Annotated in this window: 15 protein-coding genes; 4 read left to right on the forward strand and 11 right to left on the reverse strand. The window is 70.2% G+C overall.

What is annotated here, in order from left to right; all coding sequences use genetic code 11:
- Window positions 1–9: 9 nt before the first annotated feature.
- From ACH4SP_RS26040 to ACH4SP_RS26060, 5 genes are all read right to left on the reverse strand, one after another.
- Window positions 10–1,131, reverse strand: a complete 1,122-nt coding sequence (locus tag ACH4SP_RS26040) for an LLM class flavin-dependent oxidoreductase (protein ID WP_398417970.1) — start codon at window positions 1,129–1,131, stop codon at window positions 10–12.
- Entirely contained in the window at window positions 1,131–2,168 is a 1,038-nt protein-coding gene (locus tag ACH4SP_RS26045) for an ABC transporter substrate-binding protein (RefSeq protein ID WP_398417971.1), read from the reverse strand. The genes ACH4SP_RS26040 and ACH4SP_RS26045 overlap by 1 nt, the downstream gene beginning before the upstream one ends.
- A gap of 109 nt (window positions 2,169–2,277) precedes the next feature.
- Window positions 2,278–3,210: an ABC transporter ATP-binding protein gene (locus tag ACH4SP_RS26050; protein WP_398417972.1), complete on the reverse strand. Its 933-nt coding sequence runs from the start codon at window positions 3,208–3,210 to the stop codon at window positions 2,278–2,280.
- Window positions 3,183–4,088: an ABC transporter permease gene (locus ACH4SP_RS26055; RefSeq protein WP_398417973.1), complete on the reverse strand. Its 906-nt coding sequence runs from the start codon at window positions 4,086–4,088 to the stop codon at window positions 3,183–3,185. The genes ACH4SP_RS26050 and ACH4SP_RS26055 overlap by 28 nt, the downstream gene beginning before the upstream one ends.
- 164 nt (window positions 4,089–4,252) lie before the next feature.
- Window positions 4,253–4,336: a putative leader peptide gene (locus tag ACH4SP_RS26060; protein WP_362415960.1), complete on the reverse strand. Its 84-nt coding sequence runs from the start codon at window positions 4,334–4,336 to the stop codon at window positions 4,253–4,255.
- Window positions 4,337–4,446: 110 nt separating this feature from the next.
- Here ACH4SP_RS26060 and ACH4SP_RS26065 point away from each other — a divergent pair, with 110 nt between their 5' ends.
- Entirely contained in the window at window positions 4,447–4,869 is a 423-nt protein-coding gene (locus ACH4SP_RS26065; protein ID WP_398417974.1) for a YjbQ family protein, read from the forward strand.
- Between the two features lie 36 nt (window positions 4,870–4,905).
- On the opposite strand, the gene ACH4SP_RS26070 is transcribed toward ACH4SP_RS26065, so the two are convergent.
- Complete coding sequence (locus ACH4SP_RS26070; RefSeq protein ID WP_398417975.1) at window positions 4,906–5,274, reverse strand: MerR family transcriptional regulator; 369 nt, start codon at window positions 5,272–5,274, stop codon at window positions 4,906–4,908.
- 124 nt (window positions 5,275–5,398) lie between these two features.
- On the opposite strand from ACH4SP_RS26070, the gene ACH4SP_RS26075 reads away from it, so the two are divergent.
- Window positions 5,399–6,472, forward strand: coding sequence for an alkene reductase (locus tag ACH4SP_RS26075; RefSeq protein WP_398417976.1), 1,074 nt, complete (start codon window positions 5,399–5,401; stop codon window positions 6,470–6,472).
- Between the two features lie 27 nt (window positions 6,473–6,499).
- Here ACH4SP_RS26075 and ACH4SP_RS26080 read toward each other — a convergent pair whose 3' ends face one another.
- Window positions 6,500–7,099: a maleylpyruvate isomerase family mycothiol-dependent enzyme gene (locus ACH4SP_RS26080; RefSeq protein ID WP_398418376.1), complete on the reverse strand. Its 600-nt coding sequence runs from the start codon at window positions 7,097–7,099 to the stop codon at window positions 6,500–6,502.
- A 102-nt stretch (window positions 7,100–7,201) separates the two neighbouring features.
- On the reverse strand, window positions 7,202–8,224 hold the full coding sequence (locus ACH4SP_RS26085; RefSeq protein ID WP_398417977.1) for a hypothetical protein: 1,023 nt from the start codon (window positions 8,222–8,224) through the stop codon (window positions 7,202–7,204).
- 256 nt (window positions 8,225–8,480) lie between these two features.
- On the opposite strand from ACH4SP_RS26085, the gene ACH4SP_RS26090 reads away from it, so the two are divergent.
- The gene (locus ACH4SP_RS26090; protein WP_398417978.1) at window positions 8,481–9,845 is read left to right on the forward strand and encodes an FAD-dependent oxidoreductase; all 1,365 of its coding nucleotides are present in this window, start codon (window positions 8,481–8,483) and stop codon (window positions 9,843–9,845) included.
- Window positions 9,846–10,097: 252 nt separating this feature from the next.
- Here ACH4SP_RS26090 and ACH4SP_RS26095 read toward each other — a convergent pair whose 3' ends face one another.
- The 3 genes from ACH4SP_RS26095 to ACH4SP_RS26105 all read right to left on the reverse strand — a co-directional run bounded on the left by ACH4SP_RS26095 (window position 10,098) and on the right by ACH4SP_RS26105 (window position 15,913).
- Window positions 10,098–11,153 carry a YncE family protein gene (locus ACH4SP_RS26095; protein ID WP_398417979.1) on the reverse strand — a complete coding sequence of 352 codons (1,056 nt, stop codon included), beginning with the start codon at window positions 11,151–11,153 and terminating at the stop codon, window positions 10,098–10,100.
- A gap of 228 nt (window positions 11,154–11,381) precedes the next feature.
- Window positions 11,382–14,888, reverse strand: coding sequence for a M28 family peptidase (locus ACH4SP_RS26100; RefSeq protein WP_398417980.1), 3,507 nt, complete (start codon window positions 14,886–14,888; stop codon window positions 11,382–11,384).
- Window positions 14,889–15,142: 254 nt separating this feature from the next.
- The gene (locus ACH4SP_RS26105; protein ID WP_398417981.1) at window positions 15,143–15,913 is read right to left on the reverse strand and encodes a DeoR/GlpR family DNA-binding transcription regulator; all 771 of its coding nucleotides are present in this window, start codon (window positions 15,911–15,913) and stop codon (window positions 15,143–15,145) included.
- A 277-nt stretch (window positions 15,914–16,190) separates the two neighbouring features.
- On the opposite strand from ACH4SP_RS26105, the gene ACH4SP_RS26110 reads away from it, so the two are divergent.
- Window positions 16,191–17,570, forward strand: a complete 1,380-nt coding sequence (locus ACH4SP_RS26110) for an ABC transporter substrate-binding protein (RefSeq protein WP_398417982.1) — start codon at window positions 16,191–16,193, stop codon at window positions 17,568–17,570.
- Window positions 17,571–17,575: the final 5 nt, after the last annotated feature.

The following is a 17,575-nucleotide window of genomic DNA, read 5'->3' on the forward strand; positions in this document are numbered from 1 at the left end:
GGCCTCCGCCTACCCCTGCGGCACCACCAGCCCCCGCCGTACCAGCTCAGGCCGCACCCCCTCCCCGAACCAGTACGCCTCCTCCAGATGCGGATACCCGGACAGTACGAAGTGCTCGACGCCGAGCGAGTGGTACTCCTCGATCCGGTCCGCGACGTCCGCGTGGCTGCCCACCAGCGCGGTCCCGGCCCCGCCCCGTACGAGACCGACGCCCGCCCACAGGTTCGGCGAGATCTCCAGGCCCTCCCGCGAACCGCCGTGCAGCGCCAGCATCCGCTGCTGTCCCACGGACTCGCTCTTGCCGAGCGCCTCCTGCGCGGTGGCGATCGCCTCCGGGCTCAGATCGTCGAGCAGCCGGTCCGCCGTCGCCCACGCCTCCCGCGCCGAATCGCGCGAAAGGGTGTGCAGCCGGATCCCGAACCGGACCTTCCGGCCCCGCTCCTCCGCGAGCCCCCGAATCCAGTCGATCTTCTGCTTGACCTGGGCGGGCGGCTCGCCCCAGGTCAGATACACATCGGCGTGATCGGCGGCCACCGGCCCCGCGGCCGGTGACGACCCGCCGAAGAAGATCTCCGGCAGCGGGTCCGGCGGCAGCGCGGTCAGCCCGCCCTCGATCGCATAGTGCTCGCCGTCGAAGTCGTACGGCTTGCCGCCCCACACCCCGCGCACCACCTTCAGGAACTCCGAGGTACGGGCGTACCGCCGGTCGTGGTCGAGGTGGTCGCCGAACCGCCGCTGCTCGACGGAGTCCCCGCCCGTCACCACGTTCAGCAGCAGCCGCCCCCGGGTGATCCGCTGGTACGTCGCCGCCATGTGCGCGGCCAGCGTCGGCGAGATCACCCCCGGCCGGAACGCCACCAGGAACTTCAGCCGCTCGGTGTGCTGAGCGAGTGCCACCGTCGTCAGCCAGGCGTCCTCGCACCACGTCCCGGTCGGCGTCAGCACCGCCTCGAAGCCCAACTGCTCGGCGGCCTTGGCTATTTGGGCGAGGTACTCGATGTCGGGCTGCCGCACCCCGCTCACCGAAGCGATCCGCGAGCGGCTGATGCCGCCGTCGGTGTAGGCGTGCCGATCGACGAGCGTACGCCCGTCGCCGCCGGTCGGCAGGAACCAGTGCAGATGAACGCTCATCAGGAGGACGCCTTTCCGTACGAGAGGGGAGCGGTGCTGGATGCGGGCCGCGACTTGTTGAACCGCGTGTCGACGAAGTCCTTGAAGGGGAACTTCCGTGGAATCAGCTTGAGTTCGGCGAAGGTGTCCGCGATGGCCTGCTCCGATGCGATCGCCGCGTCGTCGACGGCGACCGGCACCCGCGTCCCGTGGGACCGCTTCACCGCGGCGAGCGCCACCTCGTACGGCAGCCCGGTCTCCTTCGACCAGACCTTCGCCCATGCCTCCGGGTGCTTGAACACCCAGGCCTGGGCCCGCTCCAGCCGGTCGATGTAGTCACCGATGGCCCGCGATTTCGCGGAATCCTTGAGCGCGCCGGGCGAAGCCACCTGGAACGAGAGGCCGTTGGTCACACCCTGACCGGTCGTCAGGACCCGTGCGTCCGAGGTGTGCAGAACCTGCGAGGTGTACGGATCCCACACCGCCCACGCGTCCACCTTCCCCCGGCTGAACGCGGCCAGGGCGTCCGCCGGCTGGAGGTACTTCAGCTTCACGTCGCCGATGCCGAGCCCGGCCTTCTTCAGTGAGGCGACCAACTGGTAGTGCGCCGAACTGCCCTGGGCGACGGCGACCGCCCTGCCCTTCAGATCCGCAGGCTTCTTCAGCGGTGAATCCTTCGGCACGACGATCGCCTCGCCGGCGGAGGAGCCGTGCGAGGCACCCACCACCGAGATCTTCGAGCCGGAGCCCGCTGCGAAGACGGGCGGAGTGTTGCCGACCGCTCCCACGTCCACGGCTTTGGCGTTGATCGCTTCGAGGAGCGGTGGACCGGACGTGAAGGTCGACCACTTGATCCGGTACGTGAGGTTGTCGAGCTCACCGGCGGCCCGCAGGATCGCCTCCGAACCGCCCTTCTGGTCACCGACGTTGAGGGTGAGGGAACCGGATCCGTCCGTGTCGCCGGAGGCGCTGGCGGCCGGGGAACCGCCGCAGCCGGTGAGCAGGAGGGAAGCGGTCAGGGGGAGCAGCAGGGCGACGGAAAAGAGTGGCCGTTTCATGGCGGATCGGATCTCTCTCGGGACACGGGGTGGATGGGGCGGACAGGGCGGATGGGGCGGACGGTGTCCGGGTGCGGGGGTGCGGGGGTACGGGGGTGCGGGGTGCGGCTCAGACGGCATGCGGTACGGATTCGCCGACCCGGCCGGCTCCACCGGCCGTGCCGGTCCCACCAGCCCGCCCGGTTCCACCGGCTCGACCGGTCCCATCGACTCCCTCAGCTTCACCGGCTCCCTCGATCCCGCCGGTCTCGTCCACGCCGAGCTCCGACAGCAGTTGCGACCGCAGTGCCGCGAACTCCGGGGTTCCGACGGTCCTGGGCCGGTCGAGTCCGACCTCGGTCTCGTACGCGATGACGCCGTCCCGCATGACCAGCGCACGGTCCGCGAGCAGCAGCGCCTCGTCCACGTCGTGGGTGACCAGCAGCACCGCGCAGCCGCGCCGCTGCCAGAGCTCCGCGACCAGCCGCTGAGCCTTGATCCGCGTCAGCGCGTCCAGTGCGCCGAACGGCTCGTCGAGCAGCAACAGATCGGGCTCACGCACCAACGCCCGCGCCAGCGAGGCCCGTTGGGCCTCTCCGCCGGACAGTGTCTTGGGCCAGGCGGCGGACCGGTGCTCCAGCCCGACCTCCTTGAGTGCGGCCTCGGCCACCTCGCGCCCGGGATCCCCGGGCAGCCCCAGCAGTACATTGCGCCACACCCGTTTCCACGGCATCAGGCGTGGCGCCTGAAACGCAACGGCCCGCCGCTTGGGTACGAGCACGGTTCCTTCGATCTCCCGGTCGAGCCCGGCAAGCACCCGCAACAGGGTGGACTTCCCGCACCCGCTCCGCCCGAGGAGTGCGGTGAACTCCCCCGGCCGCAGCGTCAGTTCGAGATCGTCGATCACCGGCCGCCCGTCGAACGAACGGGTCAGCCCCGCCACCCGTACGGCCGCAGGGGCATCGGCCGAAGCCGCACTCGAACCGGGACTCACTGATCCTGTACTCACTGTTCCCGGACTCACTGTTCCCGGACTCACTGTCCGGTGAAGGTCGGTCGCCATTGCAGCAGCAGCCTTTCGAGGAGACGGACGACGGCATCGGCGATCAGGCCGAGGAATGCGTACACGACCAGGCAGACCACGATCACGTCGGTACGGAAGAACTCCCGCGCCTGGTTCATCAGGAACCCGATACCGGCGTCGGCGTTGATCGACTCGCCGAAGACCAGCGCCAGCCATGCCGTGGCGAGCGAGTACCGCAACCCGGTCATCGCCCCGGGAAGCGCCCCCGGCAGCACCACATGCCGTACCAGCCCCCACCTGCCGAGCCCCAACGCCTCTCCGGCCTCCACAAGTTGGGCATCAACGCCCCGGATCCCGGCATAGACATTCAGATAGAGATGGAAGGCGACCCCGAGCGCGATGAGGGCCACCTTCGGCGCCTCGCCGATGCCCAGCCAGATGATGAACAGCGGGATCAGCCCGACCCACGGCACGGTCCGCAGCATCTGCACGCTCGCGTCGACGAGATCCTCGCCCAGCCGCGAAAGCCCCGACACTAGGGCGAGAACGACCCCCACCACCACGCCCAGCACCAGCCCCGCCGCCACGCGTTGGAGCGAGGTGACCATCGCGTCGGGCAACGTACCGTCCGCGATCAGCTCACCACCCGCCCGGGCGATCGTGCCGGGCGAGGCGAGCACATCGGGATGCAGCACCCCGGTCGCGCTGAACACCTGCCAGAGCGCGAGCAGCAGCAACGGCCCGACGGCCCGCCGCACCCACCGGGGCACGCCCCGCAGCCACCCCTTCCTGGAACCCCGAGGCCGCACGGGCTCCAGCTCGGGCCCCGCGCTCGACGGTGCCCGCCCCTCCTTCACCTCCTGCTCCTCCGGTCCCGACAAAGGCGAAATGTCCGGCGGCGCATGGCTGACAGTCATGAATCAACTCCACGAAGAGCGGAACCCGGGACGCGCCTCAACACCCGCACAGCCGAAGGAAGTTGACCGACGACATCACGACAGGGCGGAGCACACGCCAGGGAGAACGAACGGAACGGAAGACCCCGCGACCAGATCAGCGGGAGAACCGGAGAGAACGAGCGTCAGCAGCCGCGGCGACAGGCAGCGGAAGCCACCCGCAGCAGGTCGATGTGACCGCGCGTGGTGAGGTGAGCCGAACGCAACATGGCGCAGAACGTAGCCACCACCCCCGGACACGGTCAACCGTCGTCCCACCATCCGGATGCCGAATCCCACCTGACGGCCACTTTCGGCCCCGGTGCGCGAACATGGAAATATGGCCGACACATTTACCACCCGCGTCCTGCACCTCACCACGGGCCCGACCGAGACCGTCACCGACCTCACCTCGGACTGCGCCCACTTCCTCGCCGAAGCGGCCGCCGGCCGCGACGGGCTCCTCAATGTCTTCGTCCCGCACGCCACCGCCGGCATCGCCGTCCTGGAAACCGGCTCGGGCAGCGACGACGACCTCCTCGCCGCCCTGCACACGCTCCTCCCCGCCGACGACCGCTGGCGACACCGCCACGGCACCCCCGGCCACGGCCGCGACCACGTCCTCCCCGCCCTGGTCCCGCCGCACGCCACGCTGCCGGTGATCGCGGGCCACCTGGAACTGGGCACCTGGCAGTCGGTCTGCCTGGTCGACACCAACGTCGACAACCCGGACCGCAAGGTCAGGCTGAGCTTCCTCGGCTGAGTACCCGGGGCGAGTCGTGCACGGGCCCGTGGGGCGCTACCGGTGCTCCCCGGTCCGCGTGACGCGCCTGTTCTCCGCCATCAGTTTGTCGAGTGCGTCGCGGGTGTGCAGGAGGTCGGCGATGTGGTCGGAGAGCCGTTCGCGTTCCTGGGCCATCCGGGCCAGTGCGGCGTCGGAGTTCGACCTGCTGGGGGCGTCGACGCAAGGGAGCAGTTCGAGGATGGTGCGGCTGGACAGGCCCGCGGTGAGCAGGCTTTGGATGAGCGCCACCCGCTCGATGTGGGTGTCCGTGTAGTGGCGCTGTCCGCTGCTGCTGCGTTCGCTGGAGAGCAGTTCCTGCTCCTCGTAGTACCGCAGCGAGCGGATGCTGGCCCCGGTGCGTGCTGCCAGTTCTCCGATGCGCACGTCGTTCTCCTGTGGTGAATCGGTGGCCCAAGTCGCTTGCCTCTGACACTGATGTGAGGTTTTAGCGTAGCTGGCGAGCCCGAAGAACGGGTGTTGTTGAGCACTGATGCAGGGGAGCCCGCAGATGTCAGACCTCTTTCAGCCTTACCGGCTCGGCGAACTGACCTTGCCCAACAGGGTGGTGATGGCCCCGATGACCAGGGTCAGGGCTGCCGAGGGCGGTCTGGCGACGCCGTCGATGGCCACCCACTACGCCCAGCGGGCGACCGCGGGGCTGATCGTGTCCGAAGGGGTTCAGCCGAGCCTGATCGGCCAGTCCAATCCGGGTACGCCGGGACTTCACACCGACGAACAGGTCGCCGCATGGCGGCCGGTGACCGATGCCGTGCACGCCAACGGCGGACGGATCTTCGCCCAGCTCATGCACGGGGGACGGGTGTCCCATCCGGACACCACCGGGCTGCAGCCGGTCGGTCCCTCCGCCGTTCCCGCCGTCGGTGAGGTCTTCACCCCCACCGGGCCCCAGCCGACGCCGACGCCACGGGCCCTGGACACCGCCGAAGTGCCCGAGCACGCCGATGCGTACGCCCGGGCCGCCCGCCGGGCCGTCGACGCCGGTTTCGACGGCGTCGAACTCCACGGCGCCAACGGCTACTTGATCTCACAGTTCCTGTCGTCCAACGCCAACCTGCGCACCGATCGCTACGGAGGCTCGGTGACCAACCGCATCCGGTTCGCCGTCGAGGCGGTGTCCGCGACCGCGCAGGCCGTCGGCGGCTCCAGGACCGGCATCCGGCTCTCCCCGGGCACTTCCTTCTGGGGGGTCGAGGAGACCGAGGTGCGCGCGCTCTACACCGAGCTGTTGACCGAACTGGCCGGCCTCGGCCTGGCCTACGTCCATCTCGAAGCCACCACCGACGAAGAGGTGCTGGTCGACCTCCGCCGCGCCTGGCCGGGCACCCTCATCATGAATCCGGTGCTCCCGATGGGGCCCAAGCAGACCGATCGGGCCGCTGCCGACCACTGGCTCGGGAAGGGCGCCGACCTCATCGCCTTCGGCCGCGCCTTCATCGCCAACCCCGACCTGGTCGAGCGGCTGCGCACCGGACTCCCGATCGCCCCCGTCGACGAGGCCACGTACTACCAGGGCGGCGACGCGGGCTATCTGACGTACTCGGCCTACCAGCACGAGGCGTGAGGCCGGACGCGTGATGCCGGACGCGGGTCACCGGCCGAAGGCAGCCACCCCCGGTCCGGTGAGCTCGTCCGGTGCGACCCGCCGCCCGGAGACGGTCAGGAGGAGTGCGAGCGCGGTTCCGCCGATCTCCGGGCCCTGTCCGATCGACAGGTCGGTGTCCGTCGCCGAGAGCCGGACCCGGGACATCAGTTCCTTGGCTCCGCCGAAGGACTCCGGGGTACGGGTCTGCAGGCGGAGCGCCCGGACGACGGCCTCCTGCGGATAGCCGCGGGTGAGACCCAGTGGCCGGCGGATGTCCTCACCGTGCACCACCTCCTCGACGAGGCGGCTGTCGAGCGGGGCCGGTGGCGTCGACGTGCGCGATGCCACCCGGCGGAGCCGCTCCAAGGTCTCCTGCGGCGAGGCGGCACGCTCGCGGGCCACACCGCGCGCGTTCTGACGGTCGAAGTCGAACCGGGCCCTGACCATGCCGGACACGAAACCGAGGCGCGTCGTACGGGCGGTGTCGACCAGGTGGGCGACCACGTCGTGCACGGTCCACCCGGCACAGAGCGACGGGGTGTCCCACCGCTCGTCGTCGAGGTGCGCGAGGTCCTCGATCAGCGCGGCACGCTCCCTGTGCACCATCGACCAGACATCGTCGTTCACGGCCACTCCTTCGCTTGATCACAGTCTCTGCGAGGTAGGACCTGCCGCAAGCCGGGAACTCATCGTTCGCGCGGCATCGGGTCAGTGGCCGTGACCCGGCGCCTTCTCCTCTTCCCGCCGGTCGGCGGGCGCGGCCGTGCTCCCGGCCGCGTCGCCCTGACCGGCCCGGACGGTGAAGGCGGCCGTGCGGACCTTGCCGTCGTGCTGGAAGTCCAGGAAGAGGCGGTACGTGCCGGGGCTTGGGGCGGTGGCCGAGAAGGAGACCTCCGGGCCCGGCTTCGTGGCGCCGTCGCCGGGTTCGCCGTGGGGGTGGACGTGCAGGTAGGCGAGGTCGCCGGAGCGCAGGGCGACGAGGTGGCCGTACGCGCCGAGGTAGGGCTGGAGGTTGGTGACGGGCCTGCCGTTCTTGGCGACGCTCAGCCGCAGCTCGCCGCTCTTGCCCGGTTTCAGGCCGCCGGCCAGGGTCACTTCGTAACCGTCGACCTGGGCGGTGCGGGCCGGGGCGGGCAGGGCAGTGGGGTTGTACGTGCCGGAGACGGCCAGGTCCGCGCCGAGGGTGAGTGCCTCGGCGCCCTTCTTCGCGGGCTTGAAGTCGGCGAACGCCCGGTAGCCGCCCGCCGCCGGAAGGTCGGCGGTCGTGTTCCAGGTGCCGTCGGCGGCGCGGGTCGGGTGGAGGTGGCGATAGACGGTCAGATCGCGCGAGGCGACGATGAAGTGCAGCTCCTTCTCGTGCTCGCGCTGGTACGCGGTGACCTTGCGGCCGTTCCCGTCGAGGACGGAGAAGCTGAGCCGGGTGCGTTCGCCCGCGGCGACCCGCGGGGTGTCGAGGGCGAGGGTGTAGCCGCCCTCGGAGATCTGCAGGCCTCCGGCGGCGGGGGCCGCCCCCTCGCTGGCCGCCCCCTTGCCCGCCGCCCCCTCGCCCGCAGCCCTGTCGTCCGCGGCCTCGTGCCCGCCGCCTCCGGCCGGGTCCTGTTCGTGCGGGGCCTGTGCCGCGGGCCGCTGGTCCGCCCCGGTGGGGCCGACCGCCGTGCCCACTCCGTAGGCCGCGCCGAACGTCGCGGCGACGGCTCCGGCGAAAGCTGTGATCTTGAGCCCTGTGTTCATGACGGACGCTCCCCTGAAGACATGAGCCGCTTGCGGAGCGGCGGCTGCACCATGGACTTCACCATACCCCTGGGGGGTATCTAGTCAAGAGGGTTCGGCCGTCGGGGGAGAGAAGGGGAGGGAGGGTTTCGATTTCCTTTGGGGCCCCATAAGCCAGCCTTATGGGGTCATAGATCGGACCCGGCTACTGACTTAGGTTTGCCTTAGTTTAGGCTTCGCGGTGATTCGCTTGCCGCCCCTCGAAGGGAACCTGAACATGCCTCGCCCCCTGCGGGTAGCAATTGTCGGAGCCGGCCCCGCCGGGATCTACGCAGCCGACGCACTGCTGAAATCCGCCGTGGCGGCCGAGCCCGGAGTCTCCATCGACCTCTTCGAGCGGATGCCGGCCCCGTTCGGTCTGATCCGTTACGGCGTGGCCCCCGACCACCCCCGGATCAAGGGCATCATCACCGCCCTCCACCAGGTGCTCGACAAGCCGCAGATCCGCCTCTTCGGCAACGTCGACTACCCGGGCGACATCAGCCTGGACGACCTGCGCTCCTTCTACGACGCGGTCGTCTTCTCCACCGGCGCGACGGCCGACCGGGCGCTCGACATCCCCGGTGTCGACCTGGACGGTTCGTACGGCGCGGCGGACTTCGTCTCCTGGTACGACGGTCACCCGGACGTCCCGCGCACCTGGCCGCTGGAGGCCGAGAAGGTCGCCGTCCTCGGCGTCGGCAACGTGGCCCTCGACGTCGCGCGCATCCTCGCCAAGACCGCCGAGGAGCTGCTGCCGACCGAGATCCCGCCGAACGTCCACGAGGGACTCAAGGCCAACAAGGCCCTGGAGGTCCACGTCTTCGGCCGTCGCGGCCCCGCGCAGGCGAAGTTCAGCCCGATGGAGCTCCGCGAGCTCGACCACTCGCCGAACATCGAGGTCATCGTCGACCCCGAGGACATCGACTACGACGACGGCTCGATCGCCACCCGGCGCGGCAACAAGCAGGCCGACATGGTCGCCAAGACCCTGGAGAACTGGGCGATCCGCGACATCGGCGACCGCCCGCACAAGCTGTTCCTGCACTTCTTCGAGTCCCCGGTGGAGATCCTCGGCGAGAACGGCGAGGTCGTCGGCCTGCGCACCGAGCGCACCGCCCTCGACGGAACCGGCAACGTCAAGGGCACCGGAGAGTTCAAGGACTGGGACCTCGGCGCCGTCTACCGCGCCGTCGGCTACCTCTCCGACGAGCTGCCCAAGCTGCCCTGGGACGTCGAGTCGGGCACCGTTCCCGACGAGGGCGGCCGGGTCGTCGAGGAGTCCGGCGAGCACCTGCAGTCGACGTACGTGACCGGGTGGATCAGGCGCGGCCCGGTCGGCCTGATCGGCCACACCAAGGGCGATGCCAACGAGACGGTCGCCAACCTCCTGGACGACTACGCCAACGGCCGCCTGCACGAGCCCGCTTCGCCCGCCCCGGAGGACGTGGAAGCGTTCCTCGGCGAGCGGAACGTCCGCTTCACCACCTGGGAGGGCTGGTACAAGCTGGACGCCGCGGAGAAGGCGCTCGGCGAGCCGCAGGGCCGTGCCCGCGTGAAGCTCGTCGAGCGCGAGGACATGCTGGGAGCCAGCGGAGCCTAGGCGCTCCGCTGGGTGTGCCGCGGGGTGCCGGTGTTCATCTGCGGCGCCGTCGTGGCTGGTCGCGCCCGCGCGGCGGAGCCGCAGATCAAGTACGGCCCGCGCCCCTATGGGGGCTGCCGAATCGCAGCGAATGCCACTGGGCCCGACACGCGAGTGCGTGTCGGGCCCAGTGGCATGTGTGCCGTACGGGGGCCGGGGCGTGAGCCGGAGCGGGGAGGCCGGGGCTGCGGCCCCGGCCCCCGTACAGCAGGTTCAGCGGCCGATGCGGATCCGGTGCGCCTGGTCCTGGCGCTCGGCGCCGACGGCGGACTTGTCCACCACGTACGCGGTGCCGCGCGCCGTCGTGACGTGGTTCGGGTTGGCGCCGGTGGCCAGGGTCTCGACGACCGCGCCCTGGCGCGGGTCGACGACCGTGATGTTGCCGGCCGTACGGTTGGCAACCAGCACGCGGCCCGTGCGCGAGTCGGTGGCGACGGACAGCGCACCGGCCCCGGTCGGGATGCTCTTGGTGACGGCGCCCTTGCGGACGTCGATGACGGAGAGCGTGCCCGCGGCCTGGTCGGCCGTGTAGGCGGTGCGGCCGTCCGCGGAGAGCGCCACCGAGATGGGGCCGTCGCCGGCCGGGATGAAGCGGGCTTCCTTGGCGTACGGGGAGACCTCGACGATCCGGTCGCCGCCCAGGTCCGCGGCGTAGACGGTGCCGGTGCGCTCGTTCACGGCGAGACCGGTGGGCTGGGTGCCCGCGACCGTGACGCGCTTCTTCTCCAGATACGTACGGCTGTCGAAAGCGACCAGCGTGCCGTCGCCGAAGCCGCTCGCCCACACCGTGTTGCGCCGCTCGTCGACGACGATCTCGCGGGCGTGGTTCACGCCCGGCAGGCTCGCCAGGTGCTTGCCGTCGCGCTGGCTGTAGACGGAGACCGAGTTGTTGCGGGTGTTGGTCGTCCAGACGGTGTTGTGCTCGTCGTCGACGGCGACACCGTAGACGGCCTCGACGGCGCCGGTGGCCGGGTCGGTGACCGGCGGGGTGTATGTGGCCCGCACCTTCAGCGAGGTCGGGTCGACCTTCAGCAGCGAGGACTTGGTGACCGGCGGGCGGCCCACGGCGGCGGTCGCCCACAGGACGTGGTTCCGCTCGGAGTAGGAGGACTGGTAGAGGCCTGCGGTGAGTTGGGCGGAGGTGACGGTCGAACCGGCGGCGGGCTTGGCCTGTGCGGTCGCCGTGCCGGTCAGCGCGAGGGAGGAGCCCGCGGCGAGGGCGACGGCGGTGGCGGCGGTACGACGGAAGCGGCGGGTGATGGTGGTCATGCCGAGTCAATCTCCTGAACGGAAGTGCCTCCGGGTGGGAGGCGGACAGGAGTAAACTTAGCTTAGGCTTGCCTAAGTGGAGACGGGTGGGGGGTGTGGCCCCGCTCACATCGTCCCGTAAGTCGCAGGTGGGAGTGGGTCGTTGGCTGGTTTTCGACGTATGAAAAGCGGTTCCTCTCCCGACTTCGCAGTCGGGAGAGGAACCGCTCGGGTGGGTGTCGGTCGGTCTCAGTTGACCTGCACCGTCACGTCGTCCACCACGTACGACGTCTGGAGGGACTGGTCCTCCGTGCCGTTGAACTTCAGCGAGACGGTCTGGCCCGCGAACTGAGCGAGGTCATAGGTCTTCTCCGCGTATCCGGAGTTGGCGTCCAGGTTGGAGAAGCTCCCCAGCGTCTGGTTGCCGACCTGGACGGTGAAGCGGTCGTACACGACGTTCTCGTTCTCGTCCGTGTCGATGTGGAGGAAGAAGGAGAGCTTGTACGAGGCGCAGCCCGCCGGGATCGTCAGCGTCTGGGCGGCGCTGTCGGTGTGCGTGGAGCCCCAGCCGTTCAGCCATGCCTTGTAGGTGCCGCCGTGCGGCGGCTGGCCCGCCTGGGTGGTGATGACGCCCTCGGTCGCCGTCCAGCCCGAACTCCCGCTCTCGAAACCGCTGTTGGTGACGAGCTGGCGCGGCGTGCAGCCGGTGCCGCCGCCGACGGTCAGGGTGTACGTGGTGCTGTGGGAGGTCGTACCGGTGCCGGTGACGGTCAGGGAGTACGTACCCGGCGCCGTGCCGGTGCCGACCTGCACGGACAGCGTCGAGGAGCTGCCGGACTGGACCGAGGTCGGGCTCAGCGTGGCGGTCGTGCCCGCCGGTGCGCCGGAGACCGTCAGGGCGAGCTGCTGCGGACTGCCGCTCACCGTCTGGGTGTTGACCGTCGCGGTGGTGGAGCCGCCCGGGTTGGCGCTGCCCGCCGCCGGGTTGACTGCGACGGAGAAGTCCTGGGTGGGAGTGCCGGTACCCACGGACGTCTTCCAGACGCCGTAGGCGACACCGTCGGCGCTGCGGTCCAAGGCCGTGGCGTTGATGTTGCTCGGGGTGTCGCAGGCGCTGTGGTAGCAGGAGTCGTACGCGGCGTTGGCCGTGCCGCCCCACTTCTGGGCCTGCGCGGCGGTCTTGCGGGCGTTCGCCCCGGCCGCGTATCCGGACGTCGGGATGCCGACCGCCTGGAAGGAGGCGTCGTCACTGCGGCCCTGGCCCTCGACGTTCTCCTCGGGGGCGAGGTTCAGCGAGGCCCAGTAGGCCTTCAGGGGTGCGGCGGTGGTCGAGTTGACGTTGTTGATGAAGTAGCCGGCGTTGGTCGAGCCGACCATGTCGAAGTTGTAGTAGCCCTTGACGGCCGCACGCTGCGCGGCGGTCAGCCGGTTCACGTAGAACTCGGAGCCGTTGAGGCCCTGCTCCTCGTCGGTCCACCAGGCGAAGCGGACGTGCTTGGTCATCGTCGGGTTCTTCTGCGCGAGGACGAGCGCGTTCTCCAGGAGCGTCGCCGAGCCGGAGGCGTTGTCGTTGATGCCGGGGCCCGCCGAGACGCCGTCCAGATGCGCGCCGAACATGATCGTCTGGTCCTCGGGACCGCCGGGCCAGTCGGCGATCAGGTTGTTCGACGGATATGTGCAGGTGGTGCAGGTCTGCTCGGTCACCGTGTACCCGGCGGCCTGCAGCTTGCCCTTCACATAGGCCAGCGACTGGGTGTAACCGGCGCTGCCCGCCCGGCGGTTGCCGCCGTTCTGCGAGGCGATCGTGCCGAACTGGGCGAGGTGCGCGCGGACGTTGTCGACGCTGATGTCCGGCGGGTCGTTGGGCGGCTGGGTGCCGCCAACGTTGAGCGCGTAGTCGACCGTGTGGGAGAGCGTGGTGCCCTGGCCCTTGACGGTGATCGTGGACGCGCCGGGCGCCGCGTTCGTGGTGGCGCTCAGCGTCAGCACCGAGGACTGGCCCGACTGCACGGTCGCCGGGTTGAAGGAGGCGGAGACCCCGGCGGGCAGGCCGCTCGCGGTCAGCGCCACCGACTGGGCGGTGCCGGTCGTGGTGTTGGTGACCACCGACGTGGTGACCGATGCGCCCTGCTGGACGGTGCCCGACGCAGGGTTCAGCGCCATCGAGAAGTCGTTGTTCTGACCGCTCGGCGTGCAGGTCGGGTCGGCGGTCTGGGCGGGCACGCTGATCGCGTCCCAGGCGGCCTTCGTCTTGTTGAACAGGTTGCAGGTCGCCAGGTCCAGGTTCTTGGCCGAATTCAGCGTCGCCGTACGGTACTTCCGGTACGACATGCTGCTGGTCTTGAGCAGCATTCCGCCGTAGAAGATCTTGCCCGCGTTCTGGATGCCGACGCCGGTCAGCGTGGTCTGGTTGCAGGTGCTGGAGTTCGGCTTGCCGCCGCCCGGGTTGGTGCCCTCGGCGAGCAGGTAGAACCAGTGGTTCATCGGGCCCGCGGCGGCGTGCGTCTCGGTGCCGGGGATCGCGGAGCTGTAGCAGTCCGGGTCGTTGTTGACCGCGCGCGGGTTGTACATGTTGCGGATCGGGCCGCGGCCCTGGAGGTTGATCATCTCGCCGACGGTGTAGTCGGGCACGTCGAACGGAGACGGCTGGCTCATGTACGCCTCGGTGAGCGCACCGAAGATGTCACCGGTGGCCTCGCCGAGCCCGGACTCCTGGCCGCTGGTGCCGCCGGGGGTGTTGGAGTCGATGGCGTGCCCGTACTCGTGGGCGACGACATCGGCGCCGGATATCCACTCGTTGGCGCTGTTGTGGCCGATGGTGACGGAGCTGCCGTCCCAGTACGCGTTGAGCTGGTTCAGCCCGACCTTGGCGGGGAAGGTGCGGCCCTGCCCGTTGACGCCGTTGCGGCCCAGCCACTGGGTGAGCATGTCCGACTGCTTCTGCGCCGCGAACATCAGGTCGGCGCAGCCGGTCTCCTTGGAGGTGGGGTTGCCGTTGCCCCAGGAGTCGGTGGACTTGGTGAAGACCTGGCCGGTGGCGTAGTCGGCGCAGCTCAGGCCGGGGCGGTTGGGGTCGCGCAGGGAGTAGGTGCCGTTCGCGTTGGTGGTGTCGATGCCGACCGGGGCCGGGCCGTTCCACTTGCTGTTGGCGGTGCCCGCGACGACCTCGTCGTAGCTGTCGACGACCTTGCCGGTGCGCGCGTCCACGAAGACGTGCAGCTTGCTCGGCGCCTTTGCCTGACGGCCCGTCAGAACCGTTTCCCAGGCGAGTGCTTGCTTGCCGTCCTTGACCTTGACGACAAGGCGGCTGCTGGTCACCTTGTCGGTCTTCGCCTGCTTGCCGCGGGACACCGTCTCGGCGCGCTTCGCGGTGACCGAGGGCTGGATCGACACGTCGATGCGGGTCTGCGAGGCCGACTGGAGGGAGCGTACGTTCCCCTCGCCGTCGGCGAGCACGACCGCGTCGCCGCCGACCACCGGCAGGCCCCGGTATCTTCGCTCGTACGCCACCGAGTACAGGTCCTTCACCCAGGGCGTGACCTGGCGTCTTTCGTACGTCTCCGAGGCCGCGTTGACCGCGGCGTCGAAGCCGCTCTTCACGGCCGCGTCTGCTGCGGCGATCGCACGCGCCGCGGACGTGGCCTGCGGTGCGGGCGGGGGCTTCGCCTCGGCCGCCGCGGGGCTCGCGAGCGTGCTCACGAGCCCCGTGGTCAGCGCGAGCGCCGCCACTGCCGCTGTCCATCTGATGGGTTGCAACGTCCACTCCGTTCGTGGGTGGGGGTGGGAGAGCTGTTCGTTGCCGTACGTGCGCAGAGGTGCGGCCGGGCAGGGAGGCGGCACACGCGTAGTTGTGCGCGTCGTCTCACCCGCGCGTCACACGGGCTTCACACGTACGTCGCGAGTATGAGCGTGGACATGACGAATGGGGCCATCCCGGAAGGGCATACGACGCGGGTTATGGGCCCGGCGGTGACCGGGGGCTCAGGACCTCGGACGCGTACGGCCCGAACTCAGACCCGTACGACCTGCGGCCCCAACAGCGCGTACCGCTGCGCCTCGCCGACCGGAAGCGCGGTGTCCGTGACGATCGCCTCGAAGTCCGTCACCTCGGCGAACCGGCAGAAGCTCACCGCGCCGAACTTGGTGTGGATGCCCGCGAAGATCCGCCGCCGCGCCGAGCGCACGGCCCGCGCCTTCACCTGTCCGACCGCCGGGTCCGGCGTCGTCAGTCCGTACTCGCGGGAGATCCCGTTCGCCCCCACGTACGCCAGGTCGATCACGAACCCGGCGAGCATGTCCGTCGCCCAGTGGTCGACCGTGGCCAGCGTGGAGCCGCGCACCCGGCCGCCGAGCAGCAGCACCTGCGTGCCGTCCCGGCCCGCCAGCGCGGACGCGGCCGCGAGCGAGGCCGTGAGGACGGTCAGCGGACGGTCCCGGGGGAGCGCCTCCGCGATGAGCTGCGGGGTGTAGCCCTCGTCGACGAAGACCGTCTCGGCCTCCCCGATCAGCTCGGCGCAGGCCGCGGCGATCCGGGCCTTCTGCGGTACGTGCCGCACGGTGCGGGACGCGAGCGTCGTCTCGTAGCCCGCGCTCTCCACCGGGTACGCGCCGCCGTACGTCCGCCGGACCAGGCCCAGCTCCTCCAGGACGCGCAGATCGCGTCGTACCGTCTCGGGCGACACGGCCAACTCGGCGGCGAGCGCGGTGACTTCGACCGCGCCCTCGTGCCGGGCGCGCCCGACGATCGTGCGCCGACGGCCGTCGGCAGCTGTCCCGCTCACCCCGTCCAGCCCCCTCTCCTCGTGCCTCCGTGGACCATCATGCCCGGCCGAACGGGCCCCGAACGGGCACGGGTTGCCCCCGCATGGGGCACGGGGACCCCTACCCAGCGTCACGATCCGCCGTCCGGCCTGCGGAAACCGCCATGTCGAAACGGGCACCAACGGGCAGTATCCACCCGGCACGCGGCCTGGCCCAGGCCCGGCCCGCGCCCGTAGAACTGAAGCCAACGGCCCGTGGAACACAGCTGGTTGAACCATCCAGGCAGCAGGAGGCGTCATGCCCGTCACGCCCGACCAGGACAGGCCCCGCGACCGCGGTGCGCGGGCCGGTGCCCGCGCGGGAGCCGCCGTCGCGGCCGCCGCCCTGCTCGCCGGATGCGCGGGCGCCGGAGGCAGCTCGACCGGAGGGGACACCCTGCGCGTCCTGATGGTGAACAACCCGCAGATGGTCGAACTCCAGAAGCTGACCGCCGCGCACTTCAGCAGGGAGACCGGCATCAAGGTCGACTTCACGGTGCTCCCCGAGAACGACGTCCGCGACAAGATCAGCCAGGACTTCTCCAACCAGGCCGGCCAGTACGACATCGCCACCATCAGCAACTACGAGGTCCCCTTCTACGCGAAGAACGAGTGGCTGTACCCCCTCGACGAGTACGTCGCCAAGGACACCGCGTTCGACCAGCAGGACATCCTCGAACCGCTCCGCAAGTCCCTCACCGCCGAGGACGGCAAGCTCTACGCCCAGCCCTTCTACGGCGAGTCGTCCTTCCTCATGTACCGCAAGGACGTCTTCGCCGAGAAGAAGCTGACGATGCCCGCCCGCCCCACCTGGCGGCAGGTCGCCGACCTCGCCGCCAGGGCCGACGGGGCGAAGCCCGGCATGAAGGGCATCTGCCTGCGCGGGCTGCCCGGCTGGGGCGAGATCATCGCCCCGCTCACCACCGTCGTCAACACCATGGGCGGCACCTGGTTCACCGAGGACTGGCGGGCACGGCTCAGCTCGCCCGAGTTCAAACGGGCGACGAACTTCTACGTCGACCTCGTCCGCAAGCACGGCGAGTCGGGCGCACCCCAGTCCGGCTACGCCGAGTGCCTCAACAACCTCACCCAGTCCAAGACCGCCATGTGGTACGACGCCACGGCCGCCGCGGGCTCCCTGGAGGCCGAGGACTCCCCGGTGAAGGGGAAGATCGGCTACGTACAGGCACCCGTCGAGCGGACGAGGAGCTCCGGGTGGCTCTACACCTGGGCCTGGGGCATGCAGAAGGCGTCCAGGAACACCGAGAAGGCTTGGACATTCATCTCCTGGGCGTCCGGCAAGGAGTACGAGGCGCTGGTCGGGAAGTCCATCGGCTGGGCCAACGTCCCGGCGGGCAAGCGCACTTCGACCTACAGCAACCCCGACTACCTCAAGGAGGCGGCCGCCTTCGCCGCCGTGACCCGCGACGCCATCACGGGCGCCCAGCCGGACGACCCGGGGGTCCAGCGGCGCCCCGCCCCCGGCATCCAGTTCGTCGGCATCCCCGAGTTCACCGACCTCGGCACCAAGGTCTCGCAGGAGATCAGCGCCGCCGTCGCCGGACGCCAGAGCGTCGACGAGGCCCTCGCCAAGTCCCAGGAACTGGCGGAGAAGGTCGGGAAGGAGTACCGCCCATGACGGCC

The organism is Streptomyces sp. NPDC021093 (assembly GCF_044333135.1).
Taxonomy (GTDB): domain Bacteria; phylum Actinomycetota; class Actinomycetes; order Streptomycetales; family Streptomycetaceae; genus Streptomyces.

Excerpts from the sequence above, each read along its gene's own strand:
- ACH4SP_RS26040 (WP_398417970.1), bottom strand. The coding sequence starts at position 1,131 with ATGAGCGTTCATCTGCACTGGTTCCTGCCGACCGGCGGCGACGGGCGT.
- ACH4SP_RS26045 (WP_398417971.1), bottom strand. The coding sequence starts at position 2,168 with ATGAAACGGCCACTCTTTTCCGTCGCCCTGCTGCTCCCCCTGACCGCT.
- ACH4SP_RS26050 (WP_398417972.1), bottom strand. The coding sequence starts at position 3,210 with ATGGCGACCGACCTTCACCGGACAGTGAGTCCGGGAACAGTGAGTCCG.
- ACH4SP_RS26055 (WP_398417973.1), bottom strand. The coding sequence starts at position 4,088 with ATGACTGTCAGCCATGCGCCGCCGGACATTTCGCCTTTGTCGGGACCG.
- ACH4SP_RS26060 (WP_362415960.1), bottom strand. The coding sequence starts at position 4,336 with ATGTTGCGTTCGGCTCACCTCACCACGCGCGGTCACATCGACCTGCTG.
- ACH4SP_RS26065 (WP_398417974.1), top strand. The coding sequence starts at position 4,447 with ATGGCCGACACATTTACCACCCGCGTCCTGCACCTCACCACGGGCCCG.
- ACH4SP_RS26075 (WP_398417976.1), top strand. The coding sequence starts at position 5,399 with ATGTCAGACCTCTTTCAGCCTTACCGGCTCGGCGAACTGACCTTGCCC.
- ACH4SP_RS26080 (WP_398418376.1), bottom strand. The coding sequence starts at position 7,099 with ATGGTGCACAGGGAGCGTGCCGCGCTGATCGAGGACCTCGCGCACCTC.
- ACH4SP_RS26085 (WP_398417977.1), bottom strand. The coding sequence starts at position 8,224 with ATGAACACAGGGCTCAAGATCACAGCTTTCGCCGGAGCCGTCGCCGCG.
- ACH4SP_RS26090 (WP_398417978.1), top strand. The coding sequence starts at position 8,481 with ATGCCTCGCCCCCTGCGGGTAGCAATTGTCGGAGCCGGCCCCGCCGGG.
- ACH4SP_RS26095 (WP_398417979.1), bottom strand. The coding sequence starts at position 11,153 with ATGACCACCATCACCCGCCGCTTCCGTCGTACCGCCGCCACCGCCGTC.
- ACH4SP_RS26110 (WP_398417982.1), top strand. The coding sequence starts at position 16,191 with ATGCCCGTCACGCCCGACCAGGACAGGCCCCGCGACCGCGGTGCGCGG.